We start from the raw sequence: 18,657 nt of genomic DNA on the forward strand, positions 1-18,657 counted from the left end.
ATGTTTATACTTGTATCAAGGAGGCGAAAACATGAAAACACGTTATGACTTACCTTGTAACATTGCACAAACATTAAATATTCTTGGTGATCGCTGGACGCTTCTCATCATTCATGAACTGCTGATCGGTGAAACGAACTTCAATGATATTAAGCTGAAGCTTCCTGGTTTGTCAGCAAATATTCTGTCAAACCGGTTAAAAGAATTGGAAGAAGCGCAGATTGTTCAAAGTGAGCTATATTCCGTCCATCCCCCGCGCTACCGTTATACATTAACGGAAAAAGGTACCGCGCTTGAGCATGTATTCAATGCGATGATTATATGGGGTGCTGACCATCTGGAAACCTGCTATAAAGAAATCGTCGGTCCTGATGAACAGCGTGTAGAAATCGGATATTATTCTACTGAATCAGGCGAACGCGTCGACACGATACATATACGTCCGCTAAAAACTGTCTAAAACCTTTAGGCAGTTTTATTTGCGCCTCCCCAAATGCGGTTTACCCAGCTTTCAAAATAATGGATTCCCTTATCCAGTAATAGGCCAAGTACCCCAATTACAACAATGCTCGCCATAACTAAATCCAGGCTCAAAGAATTTCGCGCATCGACAATTAAAAATCCTAAACCCGATTGCGCACCGACCATTTCCCCGGCTACGAGGAAAATCCATGCAGAACCTAGCGCCATATGAAGTCCATTGGCAATCATCGGAAATGAAGCCGGCAATATAATTTTTCTCATTGTTTCAAAAGGACTCATTTCAAAATTCGCTGCAATACGTAAATACGTTTTATCGACCTTTTTTACCGCTGATACCGTTGACAACAAGACCGGGAAAAAAGCAGCGATAAAAATAATAACGATCGCCGGCATATTCCCGATGCCGAACCATAAAACGATAAATGGTGACCACGCTATCGGCGAAACCGGTCGCAATACTTGCACAACCGGATCAAGCACTTTCCAGACTGCCGGCAGCCTTCCTAAAATCAGCCCTAATGAAATGGCTGCAACGACAGCAATCAGATAACCTGAGAAAAATCGAAATAAACTAATTTGTATATGTCCAAACAGCGTACCATCGGAAATGATCGCCAGTAACGCTTCCCCCACTTTTAAAGGCGGAGGGAAGAGTGCCGACTGATGCCCGCCGATCATAATTGCAGCTTGCCAAACGACTATTAATAATAGAAAGCCAAGTGCAATCGGGGACAATTTCTTCACTATCGCCATAATATCCCTCCGTCCTATACTAATTTACAAAGCTGGCATCAACAAAATCTTCATAGGAAGGCGGGTTTTCGGATAATCCCATTTCCAGTAATGCATCACGCAAAATCGCATAACTGTCCTGTTCAATGCTTAAGTTGTCATAGGATATCCAATCCAATGAAATATCCAGTACATTTTTTTCAACTGTTAAATACTGACCAACAACTTCATGCATATGGTCATCTTTACCTTGTGCAAGCTCTCCGCCCGCTACATAGTCATCGACAAACTTTCCAGCCAATTCTTTATTTTCCTTAATAAACTGACCGCGCAATACTAAACCGCAATCAATTGAATCTTTCCAAATTTCTTCTGACTGATAAAGCACTTTACCGTTTTCTAAAGCAACGGAAATCGCACCAAACGGCTCAGCAACTACATAACCAGCAATACGCCCTTCCGCTAATGCTGCAGGCATTTCCGCTGGCGGCAATTCAATAACATCTACTTCATCGTAAGCAATACCATGTTTTTTCAGCATTTCATACAGCAAAATATTATGTGTTGAAAATCTGCTTGGAATCGCAAAAGATTTCCCTTTCAGTTCTTCCACTGAATTAATATCTTTACCACCGATTAATACATTGCCGTCCCTGTGACCAAGTGCTACTGCTTTTAGATCAATGCCTTTTTCCTTTGCATTCATCGCTAGCTGAATCAATACAGATGCTCCATCAATAGCACCAGTATTCAGTGCATCCATCAGCTCTGGCCAAGATCCGAATTTCACAAGCTCTAAATTATAATCTTCATACTTTTCGTCATTCTGCATATACAACGGAACTGCATGCGTAATCGGTAAATATCCGATTTTAATCGTTGGTTTTTCCCCGTTACCTGCAGAACTGCCTGTTTCGCTCGACCCACATGCTGCCAACAATGCCACGAACAGCATCGTCATCATTAACACAACTTTTTTCATCTACTATCCTCCTAAATATTAAATTCAATTGCTGCTTTATGCGTAAATTGGAATTCATTAAATATGATTTCACGGTAATGCTGAAAATCCGTATCAGCACGATCACGTTCCTTTGGCAGCTTGAGTACAACTTCTTTATGAATCTCGCCAGGATTTGGCTTCATGATGAGGATGCGATCGGCCAAATAAATCGCTTCATCGATATCATGGGTAACTAATACAATCGTCATTTTTTCGCGTTGCTGGATCTGCTTCAATTCATCCTGTAAGTAATAGCGTGTAAATGTATCAAGCGCTCCAAACGGCTCATCCATTAAAATAACTTCCGGTTGTATGGCCAGTGCACGTGCTATTGCCACCCTTTGCTGCATACCGCCTGAAAGCTCACCCGGTAATGAATCGGCACGATCTTGCAATCCAACCATCTGCAAATAATAGGACGCTTTCTCCGTAATCTCAGCAGTACTTAAATTCGAATTTTCAATTCCAAGTTCCACATTTTTTCGAACAGAGCGCCATGGCAGCAGTCCGTAATTTTGCATAAGCATGATACAACGCTTGCTAGGTTTCGTCACGGCCGTTCCATCAAGCAGGATTTGCCCCTTCTTAATAGTTTCAAAGCCGCCGATGCAATTTAGCAATGTACTTTTGCCGCAACCGCTTTTTCCTAAAATGGCAATGACTTCACCATGATTTATAGTAAATGAGACATCCTTTAAAACTGTGGGACCATTTTCTCCATACGACTTTGAAACTTCATTAATTTCAATCTTAGCTGTCGACAACTACCTCTCACCCCAATACCAATTATTCAACTTGGTTTTATATTATATGAGTTATATTATTATACTTACTTAAATAAAACAACCTTATTTTTTAATTAATTTTTATTTTCTAAAAAATAATCGGATTTTTTTAGAATATAATGTAAAATGGAGCAATCTACTCTACGTAGATTGGTATGTTTTACTGGAAAGTGAGGTCACCTGAATGAAAAAAGTAACATTAATTCCGCAAGCACTTAGCTATGCTAAAGAAATCCATCGTTTATCTCAGGCACCCGAGGTGAAGAATGCACTCGGACTTCCAACTCAATCTGTGGAAGATACGGAAAACTTTATTATTAATACATTAATGGAGGAATCTGAAGGAAGAACGATTTCCCGTTTAATTTTGAATGAAGAGGACAAATTGATCGGAATCACTACATTGATGTTTATCGATCAATCCAATAAGCAGTGCCATATCGGAAGCTGGATTGGCGTGGATTATTGGGGACAAGGCTATAATCTGGCTTCTAAAATCGAACTTTTGAAAATCGCATTCGAATACTTACACCTAGAAGTAGTATTCGCCGGTGCGCGCACAGTCAATTTACGTTCTCAAAAAGCACAGGAAAAGCTTCCGTTCATCTCTTTAAATATTGAAAAACAATTTCCGGAAGAACATTTACTGCTGGAAAAAAGACAAAAGCAACCGTGTATTTTAAATGCTGTTTTCAGGGATGACTTTCTTAATTATTTATACCCAACACAAAAAGAGCGGAAAATTTAGAGATGACTCTAATTTTTCCGCTCTTTATTAATAGTATTAGTTAGCAGTTGCCTGTTTTGTGAAACGAGGATGTGCCCAAAGTTCACGCCATTTGATGAATGATGTAATGACAATAATCAAACCTAATGTCAGCATAATAATCGATAAAATACCGTTTAAAATATTGTAGCCGCCAGCCATCTCATTCCAGTAAACATTTTTCACCATCCAGAATCCTGCTACATTTACCGTAATATATAAATACACTAACGGAATAAAGCAAGTTAAGGCATAAATCCGTTTATCTGCTACTTTCAAGACGAATGTGACACCACACACTAAACCAATCGAGGCCATCAGCTGGTTCGACACTCCGAATAATGCCCAGACAGAAGCAATGTCACCTGAATTCAATAAGTACCCCCACATGATACAGGCCAATGCACTGGCCCCAATCGCACCTGGAAGCCAATCCGTCTTTTTCAGCGGCTTGTACACATTCCCTAGGAAATCTTGAATTAAATAACGTGCTGTACGTGTACCTGCATCAATTGCAGTTAAAATAAATACAGCTTCAAACATAATAACAAATTGATAGAAGTAAGCCGTTAGATGGCTAAACCATTCTACTCCTGAAAATATGGATGCCATACCGACTGCCAGTGTTACGGCACCACCAGTACGTCCCTCTAAATCCATCCCAATCGCTTCTGAAAGCGCCGGTAAATCAACTACCGTCATGCCTAATTTTGCGAATGCTTCTGGTGAAGAGTTAATCGCAAAGTAATCTGCCGGATGCAAAACAGTTGCAGCAATCAGTGCCATTACCCCAACGACACATTCTACGAGCATTGCCCCAAAACCAACAACGCGAATATCATCCCAACGATTTAACATTTTCGGTGTTGTACCAGATCCAACAAATGCGTGGAAACCGGAAATGGCTCCACAGGCGATTGTAATCGATACGAATGGCCATACCGGACCTGCAACGATCGGACCGCCTCCAAGGAACTCTGGAATAAATGCCGGGAACTGAATTGTCGGATTAATAATGAACACACCTATGATTAACGCAACAAATACCCCTATTTTCATGAAGCTGCTTAAGTAATCACGAGGTGCCAGTAAGAACCATACAGGTAAAGCGGCTGCAAAGAATGCGTAAATCGGCAATAGAATCGATAATGTTTCACGATCCAATGTTAATACATCGCCCAACCAAGTACCTTGAATAGACGGTCCATAGAACACCGCGCCAACAAGAAGGATGACCCCAAGTATTGTTGAAATTTTTAAGTTTCCTGTAAATTTATTGATCAGACCCATGAGCATTGCAATCGGTATCGTAGCGGCAACAGCAAATGTTCCCCAAGGATTTTCTGCTAAAGCTCCTAAAATAACCATCGATAAACCGGCCATTGTTATCGTAATAATGAAAAGCATTGCTAAACCTGTACAAAAACCAGCGACAGGCCCAAGTTCTTCACGCATAACTTCCGATAATGACTTTCCGCCTTTTGTCATCGAAGCAAATAATACAACGGCATCATGTACAGCTCCCCCAATAACAGCACCAATTAGTAGCCATAAATAGCCCGGTAAATAACCGAATTGTGCGGCTAATATCGGACCGACTAATGGCCCCGCTGCTGCAATTGCTGCAAAATGATGTCCGAAAGCTACCCAACGATTTGTCGGCACATAATCTTGTCCATCATTTTTTTCATTTGCAGGTGTAGGTGTATCTTCGTTAATCTTCAATACTTTTTTCGTAAAGAAAATCCCGTAGAAACGATAGGCAATTACTAAAACACATATTGCACCAATTACTAAAGTTATCGCATTCATTTCCTTCTCCCCCTAAGTTTCTCTCTGTAGTCGTGATATAACAATAACAAAATTCAAAACTGTTGTATCACAATGTTTAGAATTAACTGAAAATTATGCATAATAGCTATTTTATCATATTAATCTAGCGATATTAGATAAATTATCTAAATAGTATAAATAATTCCCCTTTACATACCTATGTGATATGAAGGCTCTCTAATATAGAAAGAACACACCAATTTTTCCTTAATAATTTTATATCATTTTTTTGTAATATAAACGAAATATAATTAATGTTTAATATAAAGTGAGATGGGAATTTAACTAGTAAGCTTAACAATAAGCTAATAAATTTTCACTAGGAGGATGTAAGAAATGGCTAATAACAACAAACGTAATCAGAATCAGAATGACGGATCAATGACGGTTCAAGAAGCGGGTCGTAAAGGCGGAGAAGCTACATCTAATAACCATGGTAGAGAATTTTATGAAGAAATCGGCCGTAAAGGTGGAGAAGCGAGCAGCGGAAACAACCAAAACGGTAATAACAACAACAATAATAATGGCGGCAAAATGAGCCGTGAAGAGGCTGGCCGCAAAGGCGGAGAAGCAAGCCGCAGAAATAATAACAGCAACAACTCTAACAACAAAAATAACAAAAACAACTAGTAATTAATTGATGAACCTTGAAGACAGGTTAATTTGAACATTAAAGTTAATAAAGGATGCTGGCCGTTTAGAAGAACGGCCAACATCCTTTTTTGTATGTATTTAAACGTTTATCCATATTTTTTCTCCAACAGCATACATACCCAATCAAATTACTTGAAAATATTATACGAGAATTATATATTATTTTATGCTTGCTGTATTTTCAGTGAGCGTTTTATTGTGTTTTCTTATTATTTTATATAGAGAAAAGGAAATGAGCGCATACATGCAACAATATACAAACGAATTTTTATATGAATTAATCCATTCCACTATAAAAGATACCGGCCTCACTATCATGTTGAAAGAGGACCATTCCGGAGTAAATATGAGCTATAATTTTATAACAAATGTTGTTAGTTTCGATGCTAAACGGTTAGTGGAAGCTGCTGGAGAACTCTCAAGCATTCCATTTGATCAATATGTAAAGACAATAACACTTCATGAACTTGGTCATGCTCTCGACCGCCCTGCACTCGATGCTTCTTTAGATAGAACCCTCGATTATTTTGATATGCGAGATCAATATTCTACAAAGGAAATTTTTAAAAATCCCGATTTACTAGGTATGATTATTGAAGAACATCAAATGAACATTGCTTTTGAAGAAACAGCATGGGCTAATGCAGAAAACCTGAATCAAAAATTACAAATAATCGATCAAAATTCATTTGAATTAATAAAAAAACAAAGTCTTTCCACATATATTAAAAATTATGAAGAAGATTTGTCAGCATACAAACAGCTACTGGAACAAACAGAGCTTTTGCCTGCTTAATTTTGGTGAGCCCAAACAAAAATGTGAACAAATGCATGTAATAAAATAACGATCTTGAAAGCGAAAATGTCCTTTCAAGATCGTTTTTCTGTAATGATTGAGTTTTATATTTCAATAATAATCGGTAAGATCATCGGCTTTTTCATTTTTAAAGTAAAGATATATTGGTCTACCGCGTGCTTAATCGCTTTTTTCATGGCAAAGGGATTGGATTCATTAAAGTTTTCAACGGCTGCTTGAGCAATTTCATTAATATCATTTATTAATCCTTCTGATTCTCTTGCATAGACAAATCCGCGTGAAATACTGTCCGGACCTGAAATAATGGACCCATCGAATTTACTGATTGTCACGACAATAACGAGCATCCCATCTTCGGATAGCTGTTTTCTGTCCCGAAGTACGATTTCACCGACTTCATCACTTCCCGTACCATCCACATACGTATCTCCGGCTGGAATGGACCGTGTTTGCCTTGCTTCCCCACCTTTAATATCGACAATCTCACCATTTTTAAGGATAAATGTATTTCCTTTTTCAACGCCAACCGCTTCCGCCAATTCACGATGAATATGAAGCATACGGTATTCACCGTGAATTGGAATGAAATATTTAGGCTTCATAAGTGTCAGCATCATCTTTAAATCTTCTTGATAGCCATGTCCAGAAACGTGCATACCGGTAATGCTTGAATTTCCGTAAATTACTTTTGCGCCAAGCTGAAACAGATTATCAACGATTTTCGAAACATCTTTTTCATTTCCCGGTATCGGAGAAGCTGCAAAAATAACTGTATCGCCTTGGACGACTTTAACATCTCTATTACGCCCCGTTGAGAGTCTGGAAAGCGCAGCTAATGGTTCCCCTTGGCTTCCCGTACATAATATTACTGCACGTTCCGGCGGTAATTCTTTCAGCTCTCTTGGTTCGATAAGCATCCAATCCGGAATATCCAAGTTGCCAAGTCGCATCGCTACCGAGGTAACATTGACCATGCTGCGACCTAAAAGAACAATTTTTCGATTTGTCTTTTTTGCTGCGTCAACGATTTGCTGAATCCGGTTTACATTGGATGCAAATGTAGAAATAAAGATTTTTCCAGTAGCCTTTTGAAACGCCTCATCCAAATGACCGCCAATTACTTGCTCGGAAGGCGTAAAGCCCCGACGTTCAGCGTTTGTACTTTCGGAAATTAATGCAAGCACCCCTTCTGAACCGAGGGCTGCCATTTTGTGAATATCTGATGCTTGATCATTTACAGGCGTAAAATCAAATTTGAAGTCCCCTGTATGAATTACTTTCCCTTCAGGCGTATGAAAAACAATCCCTAAACAGTCAGGGATACTGTGACTTGTTTTAAAGAATGTGAGAGATAATTGGTCGAAACGAATTTGAGATTCTGCATTTATTTCATTTAACTCCGTATCGCGGAGCAGTTTATGCTCCTTTAATTTTAATTCTATTAACCCGAGTGTAAATCTGGATGCATAAATGGGAATATTAATTTTTCTCAGCAAATACGGGATGCCGCCAATATGATCCTCATGTCCATGCGTTACAACTAAAGCTTTGATTTTATGTTTATTTTCCTCCAAATAACTTAAATCCGGGATGATCAAATCGACACCTAATAAACTTTGATCCGCAAATTTCCCGCCACAGTCAACGATAACTAATTCTTGCCCATATTCAATGACATACATATTTTTTCCGATTTCATTAATGCCGCCGAGTGCGAAGATAGATAGTGTGTTTTCAGTATTTAGCAACTTTGAGTCCTCCTATAGGATGGATATTTTTATGTGCATAAAATTTCGCCTTATCCGCTAGTATTTCTATTTTAAAAAGAAACTATACGAAAGCAGTTCACGATGTTTTGAAATAATTCATCGTATTTTGCCCATACTACAATTGAAAGGAATTGATCATGATGCTTAGTGAAAAACAGCTTACTAAATTAAAACGAGTGCTCATCGAACAAAAAAGAGAATTAATTGGTGATGTCAATACAAATGAAAATGAACTTATTGCACGTGCCAGTTTAAGGGATTCTACTGATGAACTTTCTACTATCGACAATCATCCCGCGGATTTGGCAACCGAATTATATGACCGTGAAAAAGATATGGCGTTAAAAGTGCATAGTGATGACTTATTGGGTCAAATCGAAGCGGCATTTGAACGGATGAATGACGGTACATATGGAGTTTGTGCAAAATGCCAAACAGAAATCCCATATGATCGGCTGCAAGCAATTCCGTATACCACTTTTTGTATCGAGCATAGTGATGCAAAAACTCCGGCAACAGATCGTCCGGTTGAAGAACAACTGCTCCATCCGGCTGTTGACAACTCCTTTTCAAATCGGGAAAAGGATGATGAACTTCAAGATAACGAAGACTCCTTCCAAATTGTCGCACAGTATGGAAATTCCGATACACCGGCAGATTTTGAAGGGGATTTCGATCACTACAATGATTTATATAAAGACAAAGATGATGAAGATACGTATTCCGCACTGGAAATATTGCATGTATCAAAAGAAGATTATCTTCAGGGGCAAATTTCCAAAGAATATGCAGATGAAGCACGTAAATACGATTATTTAGAATGACCGCAGTCTATCCAAAAAGCCGAGAATTTCTGTGTTCTCGGCTTTTCTCTTTATTTTGAGATTTTTAAAATGGGCTTAATCGTAGTCCCTTTTTTAGAGTCTTCAAAAGCTTCATTAATTTGTTCAAATTCATAAAATTTTACGAGTCGATCAAACGGGAACTTACCATCTTTATAATAGTTGACTAACTCCGGAATAAATACGCGAGGTACCGAATCTCCTTCGATAACCCCCATCATTGTTTTCCCTTCCGCCATAATATCGTTATGGACATCAATTGCCATCTCAGGTGTTACACCTACAATGGCACAGGTACCTAAAGGGCGTAATGCATTTAGGGATTGTTTCACAACGGGCGGTACACCTGTCGTTTCAACCGCATAGTTTGAACCGCCGTTTGTAATCTTTTTCACCTCGGCAACGACATCAACATTTCGTCCATTTAATACATGTGTCGCCCCGAGTTCTTTTGCAAACTCCAATCGGGATTCATGGACATCCACGGCAATAATTTGTTTGCAGCCTACAATTTTTGCTGCCATCAACGCAGACAAGCCAACAGCACCGCATCCGTAAATGACAATTGTGGAACCAAATTGTGGTCGAAGCCGATTTAATACTGTCCCGGCACCTGTCTGAATCCCACAGCCAAGAGGACCAAGCAATGCTAAGTCGACGTCTTTGTCTACTTTTACAACATTTCGCTCATGTGCAATTGCCTACGCTTACGAAGTGCTGTCACGCTTTACCCGTGAAGATGGATCGCTTATATTCCCAAATGAAATTTTCACGGCAGCAAAAACACGCGGTCGCTTATATGCATTGGATCGTCTATGTCGTATGGCTGCCGTAAAATACGCTGCAGTGCTTAAGAAAAAAACATTTATCAATTTCATTCCTACATCGATTTATTCTCCCGAATATTGTCTGCAGTCAACGGTGAAGCTTGCTAAACTTCTGCAAATTGACCCGGATCAATTTGTCTTTGAAGTCGTCGAATCGGAGCAAGTCGATGATATTGAGCATTTAAAATCGATTTTGAATTACTATAACGAAAAGGGCTTTCAATATGCTTTGGATGATGTAGGAGAAGGGTATAATACACTGGAAATGCTCGCTGACATGAAGCCGCATTATATGAAGCTTGATATGAAGTATGTACAAGGTGTTAAAAATGATCAGGAAAAACAACATACCGCTAAACAGTTTTTAAAGAAAGCACTTGAAATTGGTGCAACACCACTTGCTGAAGGTATTGAAACTGAGGAAGACTTTGAGTGGCTAAAACAAATTGGCTACGAGCTTTTCCAAGGCTATTTATTTGGAAAACCAAGCGTTGAACCACAGCGTTCTATTGGATAAGAAAAAGCTATGTGCAAAGTAGATTCACACTACTGCACATAGCTTTTATTCATTCTTAAATTTACTCTAAAGATGTTATGCGTGTTTACTTCTTTGGATCCAAATCTTCAATTGAATCGATATCCATATAAGCTGGTACGACAAAGCCATTTTGTGTACCTTTTAAGTTCTCACCTAAATCCACTATATCTTCCTTATGCTTTTTGTAGAATGCATCATGTGTAGTTGGAAGTGCTGCAGAAAGGGAGGCATCTCCCTCACCGGTAGCAATAGCCTGGAACATAATGGCTGGATCTACAGGAATCACATTAACTTCATATCCTAATTCATTAATCACTTGTTTCATGACACTGCTTGATGCTAATTCAGAATCCCATGTAGTAGTAATCAATTTTAATTCTTCCCCGTTCCCTTTCGCAATACCTTCAGTCCATTTGTTCACTTTATCTTCATTATTTTGAATCCACTCAGCTGCAGCCGAATCAAAATCACTATTTGAAGCTTCAAGCATTACTTGTTCTACATCTTCGGGTTCCCAATGAAATCGGTCAAGAACAGTATACAAATCAGGTAAATCTTCCTCTAACCCTTTTCTTACAAGTGTATTCGTATATTCTTCCCCCCCTAAAGCTCCTTTTGGATCCTCCAGAATCTTTAAATCGTAAGCTGAAAATTTCCAATGCGGCTTCCAACCTGTAACAATAATCGGTTCCTCATTACGAATTGCTTGATCTAAACTACCAATCATACCGGCTGTCGAACTTTCCTGTAGTGTCCAACCCTCTAGATTTTCATATTGTTCTAATGCGTCATATGTAAGACCTGTTATTCCGGCACCAGGTTCAATACCCACTATTGTATAGCCTACTTCTTCACCAATACTGGCTTCTTTTCCATTTGAATTATCACTGCTGCCTGTATCGTCCCCGCATGCTGCTAATAACAGTGCCGCAGACATCCCTATAGTTAAACCTAAAGTTTTAAATCGAATCAAAATGTTCCATCCCCTATAACTTGAATTTATCTACTCCCAAAAAGCGACAACTCAATTTTAACTACAAGTTGTTACTTTGTCAAACTGGAGGTACAATTAAATAAAGCCCCGTATAGGCTATTTACGGGGCATATCTCTATTTATTCTTTCGGTTTTAAATCTTCAATAGAATCAATGTCTACATATGCCGGTACAACAAAACCATTTTGTGTACCTTCCAGATTTTCACCTAAATCAACAATATCGTCTTTATGTTTGTCATAAAAGGCTTTGTGAGTTGTCGGTAACCATGGTGCGACTGTTACGTCTCCTTCACCTGTTGCGAGTGACTGGAACATAATGGCCGGGTCAACCGGAGTTACTTCAGGTTCGTACCCTAATTGTTCCAGCACTAGTTTTATTACACTGCTTGATGCGAATTCCGAATCCCATGGTGTGGAAATAACCTTTACTTTCTCGCCATTTCCTTGCCCAATATCTTTTGTCCATTCACTTACTTTGTCTTGATTATTTTCAACCCAATCGGCTGCTGCTACATCAAAGTCTCCATGCTCCTGTGCATCATACATTACTTTTTCCATATCTTCCGGTTCCCAATAAAAGCGGTCAAGTACTGTATATACATCAGGGAGGTCCTGTTCCAACCCTTTTCTGGCAAGTGTTTGAATATTTTCGGCGCCGCCTAGTATTCCTTTAGGATCTTCAAGTATTTTTAAATCATAAGCCGAGAATTTCCAATGTGGTGTCCAGCCTGTCACAATAACCGGTTCTTCATTCCGGATTGCCTTATCCAATGTACTCAGCATTCCTGCAGTTGAACTTTCCTGTAATGTCCAGCCTTCCAGATTTTCATATTGCTCCAATACATCATGGGAAAGTCCAGTAAGACCTGCTCCCGGTTCAGTAGCAACAACGGTATAATTCACTTGTTCACCAATACTGGATGACGATGCGCCTGCTGAATTCTCTTTATTTTCCGTATCATCTCCGCAAGCAGCGAGTAGAAGTGCAGAAGACACCCCTAAAGTAATACCTACTGTTTTTATTTTGCTCATCTTCTCATCCCCTAAATTGAAATTTTTATCTAAAAAAGCAACAACCCCATACTAACAACAGGTTGTTACTATGTCAAATGGATGTATCTGAAAATATTTACTTAGGTTCTTATTGTCCTTACACGTGACTGAACTCCCAAAAATAAAAAACCTGTAGACAGAAGAAGTAAATTCTTCGCCTACAGGCATTTTCACTATTATTTTGTTTTTAAACCATACTTGCCAAAGCCATCTGTGCCTTCACCAATATACTTAATAGCGCTGTTTTCATCTAAAACATCCACTGCTTTTTTAGAAGATTCAAATACAACATTTACGCTATCCGGAATCGGAGCGAATTTCCAGTTACCATCTGCTGACGGATCGATTGTTTTTTCGGCTAAAATATAGTCGATAATTGCCTGACGGTTTTCATCAGGATAAATTTCAACGGCTGTTGCATTACGAACACCTGGGAATGTACCGTTTGCACGATAGTTATTCGTCGCTACGATAAATTCCTGTGCCTCATCAATCGGCTTACCGTTATATTGCAGATTGACAATACGTGATGCTTGTTCGTTTACTACATTTCCGTTCTCATCGTATTTTGCCGGTTGTGTTACATCAATTTCATACGTCACACCGTCAATCACATCATAGTTGTATGAACGGTACTCTTCATTGATTAATTGCTGTTCATCTGATTTTGCCACATCAATTTGATTGAATTGACCTGCAGACATTTCCAGCCATTCTTTCACATCCGCACCTGTTACTTTCAACATAGCAAGTGTATTATCGTATAAATATAAATCTGCTACATTTTTAATTGCAAGCTCACCTTTTGGTACAAATGTATAGTATTCCGGATCACTTCTTGTTCCTGCTTTGAATGGGGCACCCGCTGATAGGACAGGAAGGTTTTCATACGCTGTACCTTTCAGCTTTTCTTTCACATAGATTGATTGGGCATCCGTTACAATTTGAATAGAAGGATCATCCTGTACTTGCGAGAAGTAACTGTGAATGTTAGCTGTTGTTGTCCCTACTGCCTGACGCACATACTTGATTGTTCCTTCATGTGCTTCTTTCACACTTTCTACAACCTCAGTGCTTACTGCGTCATTATCTTTGGCGATTTCACGCACCGCGCCAGTACCTGTTGTCACATCCCAAGCATCGTCTTTCTTCTCTAACTCTAGATCAATGACCCCTAAATGACTGCCGAACTTACCTGCCATAACCATCGGCTTGCCGTTCATTGTTCCTTTTTCAATATCCACATTTGTTATAGAGCTATCCACTTTACCAGGGAATACGCCATGGGCATGTCCTGTAATGATTGCATCCACATCTTCAATTGTAGATAGTAAATACGATACATCCTCTTCGCCTTTTTCGTGTGTAGCATCACCAATACCTGAGTGTGAAAGTACTACAACAACATCCGCTCCTGCTTCTTTCATTTGCGGAACGACTGCTTTAACAGCCTCTACCGAATCATCGACTGTTACTTTTCCTTCTAAATTTGCTTTGTCCCATTTCAAAATTTGAGGTGGTACAATACCCGTTACCCCAATATTTATTGTTGTTTTTTCACCGTTTGAATCAACTACTTCTTTTTCAATCATAACGTAAGGTTTATACATTAATTCCTTTGTCGCTGCATTACGTACATTGGCATTAACATATGGGAATGGCGCATCATCTGTTACTTCATCTAGAAATTCCAAACCGTAGTTAAACTCGTGGTTACCGAATGTCGCTACATCATAATCTAGTGCGATCATAGCTGCAATAGACGGGTGAACTTCGCCGTCTTTTAATTTTGCTACGGACTGAATATAAGAGCCAAGTGGCGTTCCTTGTATTGCATCTCCATTGTCAAACAGCACTGTATTTGGATTTTCTTCACGTGCTTTTTCGATTAGTAGCGCAGTTTTTGCCAAACCTAAACTGTTCGATGGCGTATCTTTGTAATAATCATAGTTCATAATATTTGTGTGAATATCTGTCGTACCTAAAATACGTAGAGAAACCGTCGTATTTGCTTCTACCGGGCTGTATTCTTCCAAAAAGCGCTGCAGAATTTTTTGCATCTGTGCTTTTGTTACAAAATCGTTCGGGCGGATCGTGCCGTCTTCAAAACCTGTCAGTAATCCTGTCCCTACTGCTTTGGCCATTTCCTGGCGATTGCCTTGTCCGATTTTGTTTGCATCTTTAAACTGATCCAATACCTTTTCAGAATATGTTTCCTCATCTTGTAATCCTCTTGCCGCAATAAGAAAAGCATGTGTGCGTGTCAGTTTTTCGTTCGGTGCAAATTTAGTTGGAGTTTTTCCTTTGATTAACTTTAATTCCACCGCTTTTTCAATATACGGTTTAAGAGAATCAGGTACATCCTGGAATTTTACAGTTTGTCCAGTACCGACCTCTACTCCCAATGCATCAATTACGGCCTTCACAAACTCTCCACGTGTCATATCTTCATTCGTAGTTGTTGGTGCCGCTGAAACTGCTGACATGCCGCTTGCTAAAAGTGTTAGCGTTAAGGCCGAAGCAGATAGTTTTTTCAACATTTCATTCACTCCCATATTCTGTAGTGTATAACAGAACTATCATACTAAATTGACAGAATAGTGGAAAAGAGTATTTTGATATAGGCTGCCTCTATTTAAATAGTACTTTTTTGACATATTTTAACTTACAGTATATTTACCGTTTCTTTTATATTATTACTTTGACTGATTGCTGAAATAACAGCCACGCCATTTGCTCCTTTTTGTCTTACACGGAAACTGTTTTCAGGGGAAATTCCGCCAATTGCTACAATCGGAAATTGAGGGTACCGAGACTTCACTTCTTCTAATAACATCAGCCCTACCGGTGCTCTCGCATCATCTTTTGAGGTAGTTTGATAAATTGGACCAATCCCCGCATAATCAGCGCCGTTTTCCATGGTCAATTCCAGTTGCTCCATTGTATGCACCGAAACTCCGACAATCTTATTTTTTGCAAGTGATCTAAACTTTTCGATTTTGATATCTTCCTGTCCTACATGAATTCCATCTGCATCTAAGTTTAATGCAAGTTCGACATCATCATTGATAATGAACGGTACTTTATATATTTGGCACAGCTTTTGGCATTGCCGGGCAAATTGAATGTACTCATCACCTTTTAAAGCATTTTCACCTTTTTCCCTCAGCTGGAACATCGTAACTCCTGCCTGTAGCGCCTCTTCTAAAACAAGGAGCGGGTCGCGTTTACAATTGATTGTTCCCATAACAAAATACTTATTTAAATCAAAAAACATGGACATTGCACAACCCCCGCTGTTCATGATAGGCAAAATGATTTGTCGGGCCAAAGCCGTGACCAATATTGAGCGGATGACGAATAGCCAGTTGCACATATTTTTTCGCTTCTATAATGGCTGCCTCTATCGATCTTCCTTTTGCCATCTCCGCCGTGATTGCTGCCGAAAATGTACAGCCTGTTCCATGCGTATGCTTCGTATCCACTCGCTCTGTTTTCATTTTAAATGGTTGTTCCCCGCGAATGAAAACCGTATCTGTCGCATGCTTACCGCTTAAGTGACCACCTTTAATGACTACACATTCCAGTCCTAGACTTAAGAGATGCTGTGCCGCTGAATTAATATCTTCTTCAGTTTGAATTGTATAGCCAGTCAGAATTTCTGCTTCCGGAATGTTTGGTGTACAAACAGTTGCAAGCGGCAATAACTTTTCTTTAAGGGCTGTTGTTGCCTGCTGCTCGAGTAAACTGGCGCCTCCCTTTGCAATCATGACTGGGTCAACGATTATCGGAATTGTTGTTTCTTTAAGCTGCGCGACTATCGCTTCGATAATTTCTGCACTAAACAGCATACCTGTTTTAATTGCTTTTATATCAAAATCTTGAAGTACCGCTTTTAACTGAGCTTGCACGAAATCAGGAGTTGTCGGAAAAATCCCGTGCACGCCTCCCGTGTTTTGTGCGGTTAGTGCGGTAATGACCGATGTACCAAATACACGTAATTCCTGAAACGTTTTCAAGTCTGCTTGAATGCCTGCACCGCCACCGCTATCTGAGCCTGCAATTGTACATGTAATCATCGTCGTCCCTCCGCTAAAAGTTCTAGTTCATTCAAGAAGTTAGTATGGAAAGTTCCTATAGCTGCAACAGAATTGGCACTCGCCTGTTTATATTCATTGAGCAGAGTTTGTAAGTCATTAAACGGTTCTTTACTGTTTGCAAGCACCGCAGCACAAAAGGCACTCAATAAGCAGCCGCTCCCAGTCATTTTTGTCACTTTTTCATGACCACCCGTTACAAATTCAACTCTTTCCCCATCCGTAATCACATCTTGTTCTCCTGTAACGATTACAATAGATTGATAGTGATTCGCCAGCTGTTTGGCCGTCGCTGCAACATCGATATGTCCATTACCGCTATCAACACCTTTGGAAGTCCAATCCGCTCCCGCAAAAGCCGCCAATTCTCCAATATTGCAGCGGATAACATCAATCTTTAGAAGATAGAGCAATTGTCGTGCTGTCTCAATTCGAAACTTTGTTGCCCCTACTCCTACTGGATCCAGAACAACCGGAGTATGATGCTTATTTGCGCTAAATCCTGCTTCCTTCATCGATGCTACTGTCCGTTCATTCAAAGTACCCAAATTTAAAAGTAATGCACTTGACTGAGCAGCCATTTCTCCCGCTTCTTCGATCGCATCCGCCATTACCGGTGAGGCACCTACCGCAAGCAAACCATTCGCTGTAAAATTTGCGACGACATAATTTGTAATGCAATGTACTAACGGCTGATTTTTATGAATTGCTTGCAGGCTCATTGACATACACCCCTTGTTCCCAGTTTTGCTTCGTCCAAGGCATCTCCCAAAACATCCATTCGTAATAACAGCTTTTCTTAAAATGTTCCTGCAAGACTTTTACCTTTGCTGGTTGTTCTTTCGCATATCGATCCAGCATTGACTTTTGTATTTCAATATTTTGTAGCATCTCCTCGGACGCATAGAGTGCAATCCATTGTTCATAAAGGGGGACATTCGGGCGTGCATCTTTTAACCTTTGCCCAATTTCCTGATACAGCCACGGGCAAGGTAAAATTGCCGCAAATGCTTCAGCTACATCTCCGTTATGCACCGCATTATACATATGGCTTACATAGTTATAGGCTGCTGGAGCCGCTTCGAATTGCTCCAAATCATCCGCTGTCACGCCTAATTCTTTAAACGTTGTACGATGCAACTCCAACTCTGCGTCATGAATAAATTTTGCTGTTTGCAGAAAATATTGAACATCGTCATCCGTAGTCGCTTTTGCAGCTGCAAGAGCAAGAACTTTCGTATAATGTTTTAAATAATATGCATCCTGCAGCATATAAAACTTAAACTTCTCCAGCGGTAAACTTCCATCTGCAATCCCTTGTACAAATGGATGATAGAAGCTAGCCTCCCAATAAAAATCCGTTTCTTTCCTTACCTTTTCACAAAATCCCATTGTTACTCCTCCTTTTTGTTGGCGGAAGCACAAAAAAAGACGCCTCTATATAGAGAGACGTCCCCAAAAA

Annotated in this window: 17 protein-coding genes and 2 pseudogenes; 6 read left to right on the forward strand and 13 right to left on the reverse strand. The window is 39.6% G+C overall.

Features of this window, described 5'->3' with window-relative positions; all coding sequences use genetic code 11:
- Positions 1-31 precede the first annotated feature (31 nt).
- Positions 32-460 (forward strand): helix-turn-helix domain-containing protein, encoded by a 429-nt coding sequence (locus tag MKY27_RS11520; RefSeq protein WP_339195183.1) that lies wholly within the window; start codon positions 32-34, stop codon positions 458-460.
- Positions 461-465: 5 nt separating this feature from the next.
- On the opposite strand, the gene MKY27_RS11525 is transcribed toward MKY27_RS11520, so the two are convergent.
- The 3 genes from MKY27_RS11525 to MKY27_RS11535 are packed head-to-tail and all read right to left on the reverse strand — an operon-like array spanning position 466 to position 2,982.
- Complete coding sequence (locus MKY27_RS11525; RefSeq protein WP_339172262.1) at positions 466-1,236, reverse strand: ABC transporter permease; 771 nt, start codon at positions 1,234-1,236, stop codon at positions 466-468.
- A gap of 19 nt (positions 1,237-1,255) precedes the next feature.
- Positions 1,256-2,197 (reverse strand): ABC transporter substrate-binding protein, encoded by a 942-nt coding sequence (locus tag MKY27_RS11530; protein WP_339195185.1) that lies wholly within the window; start codon positions 2,195-2,197, stop codon positions 1,256-1,258.
- Positions 2,198-2,208: 11 nt separating this feature from the next.
- Entirely contained in the window at positions 2,209-2,982 is a 774-nt protein-coding gene (locus MKY27_RS11535; protein ID WP_339195186.1) for an ABC transporter ATP-binding protein, read from the reverse strand.
- A 205-nt stretch (positions 2,983-3,187) separates the two neighbouring features.
- On the opposite strand from MKY27_RS11535, the gene MKY27_RS11540 reads away from it, so the two are divergent.
- Complete coding sequence (locus MKY27_RS11540; protein ID WP_339195188.1) at positions 3,188-3,751, forward strand: GNAT family N-acetyltransferase; 564 nt, start codon at positions 3,188-3,190, stop codon at positions 3,749-3,751.
- A 36-nt stretch (positions 3,752-3,787) separates the two neighbouring features.
- On the opposite strand, the gene MKY27_RS11545 is transcribed toward MKY27_RS11540, so the two are convergent.
- Positions 3,788-5,581, reverse strand: a complete 1,794-nt coding sequence (locus MKY27_RS11545) for a carbon starvation protein A (RefSeq protein WP_339195189.1) — start codon at positions 5,579-5,581, stop codon at positions 3,788-3,790.
- A gap of 357 nt (positions 5,582-5,938) precedes the next feature.
- Between MKY27_RS11545 and MKY27_RS11550 the strand changes: the two genes are divergently transcribed.
- Both MKY27_RS11550 and MKY27_RS11555 read left to right on the forward strand, forming a co-directional pair.
- Entirely contained in the window at positions 5,939-6,232 is a 294-nt protein-coding gene (locus MKY27_RS11550; RefSeq protein ID WP_339195190.1) for a KGG domain-containing protein, read from the forward strand.
- A gap of 268 nt (positions 6,233-6,500) precedes the next feature.
- Entirely contained in the window at positions 6,501-7,052 is a 552-nt protein-coding gene (locus MKY27_RS11555) for an integrase (RefSeq protein ID WP_339195193.1), read from the forward strand.
- Between the two features lie 104 nt (positions 7,053-7,156).
- Here the strand turns inward: MKY27_RS11555 and MKY27_RS11560 are convergent, their stop codons facing one another.
- Complete coding sequence (locus MKY27_RS11560; protein WP_339195195.1) at positions 7,157-8,821, reverse strand: ribonuclease J; 1,665 nt, start codon at positions 8,819-8,821, stop codon at positions 7,157-7,159.
- Between the two features lie 158 nt (positions 8,822-8,979).
- Here MKY27_RS11560 and MKY27_RS11565 point away from each other — a divergent pair, with 158 nt between their 5' ends.
- On the forward strand, positions 8,980-9,666 hold the full coding sequence (locus MKY27_RS11565) for a TraR/DksA C4-type zinc finger protein (RefSeq protein WP_339195198.1): 687 nt from the start codon (positions 8,980-8,982) through the stop codon (positions 9,664-9,666).
- A 50-nt stretch (positions 9,667-9,716) separates the two neighbouring features.
- Here MKY27_RS11565 and MKY27_RS11570 read toward each other — a convergent pair.
- Positions 9,717-10,385: pseudogene (locus MKY27_RS11570) on the reverse strand (zinc-binding dehydrogenase); the annotation flags it as partial.
- Between the two features lies 1 nt (position 10,386).
- On the opposite strand from MKY27_RS11570, the pseudogene MKY27_RS11575 reads away from it, so the two are divergent.
- Positions 10,387-11,028: pseudogene (locus MKY27_RS11575) on the forward strand (EAL domain-containing protein); the annotation flags it as partial.
- Between the two features lie 85 nt (positions 11,029-11,113).
- On the opposite strand, the gene MKY27_RS11580 reads toward MKY27_RS11575, so the two are convergent.
- The 7 genes from MKY27_RS11580 to tenA form a co-directional block, all read right to left on the reverse strand.
- Entirely contained in the window at positions 11,114-12,022 is a 909-nt protein-coding gene (locus MKY27_RS11580; protein ID WP_339195201.1) for a glycine betaine ABC transporter substrate-binding protein, read from the reverse strand.
- A gap of 140 nt (positions 12,023-12,162) precedes the next feature.
- The gene (locus tag MKY27_RS11585; RefSeq protein WP_339195204.1) at positions 12,163-13,077 is read right to left on the reverse strand and encodes a glycine betaine ABC transporter substrate-binding protein; all 915 of its coding nucleotides are present in this window, start codon (positions 13,075-13,077) and stop codon (positions 12,163-12,165) included.
- Positions 13,078-13,274: 197 nt separating this feature from the next.
- The gene (locus MKY27_RS11590; RefSeq protein WP_339195207.1) at positions 13,275-15,638 is read right to left on the reverse strand and encodes a bifunctional 2',3'-cyclic-nucleotide 2'-phosphodiesterase/3'-nucleotidase; all 2,364 of its coding nucleotides are present in this window, start codon (positions 15,636-15,638) and stop codon (positions 13,275-13,277) included.
- A 125-nt stretch (positions 15,639-15,763) separates the two neighbouring features.
- Entirely contained in the window at positions 15,764-16,381 is a 618-nt protein-coding gene (thiE, locus tag MKY27_RS11595) for a thiamine phosphate synthase (RefSeq protein WP_339195209.1), read from the reverse strand.
- Positions 16,365-17,177, reverse strand: coding sequence for a bifunctional hydroxymethylpyrimidine kinase/phosphomethylpyrimidine kinase (gene thiD / locus MKY27_RS11600; RefSeq protein WP_339195212.1), 813 nt, complete (start codon positions 17,175-17,177; stop codon positions 16,365-16,367). The genes thiE and thiD overlap by 17 nt, the downstream gene beginning before the upstream one ends.
- Positions 17,174-17,917: a hydroxyethylthiazole kinase gene (thiM, locus tag MKY27_RS11605; protein WP_339195215.1), complete on the reverse strand. Its 744-nt coding sequence runs from the start codon at positions 17,915-17,917 to the stop codon at positions 17,174-17,176. Before thiM ends, thiD begins: the two co-directional genes overlap by 4 nt.
- The gene (gene tenA / locus MKY27_RS11610) at positions 17,895-18,587 is read right to left on the reverse strand and encodes a thiaminase II (RefSeq protein ID WP_339172290.1); all 693 of its coding nucleotides are present in this window, start codon (positions 18,585-18,587) and stop codon (positions 17,895-17,897) included. Before tenA ends, thiM begins: the two co-directional genes overlap by 23 nt.
- Positions 18,588-18,657: the final 70 nt, after the last annotated feature.

The sequence above is a fragment of the Solibacillus sp. FSL R5-0449 genome, from assembly GCF_037975215.1.
GTDB lineage: Bacteria > Bacillota > Bacilli > Bacillales_A > Planococcaceae > Solibacillus.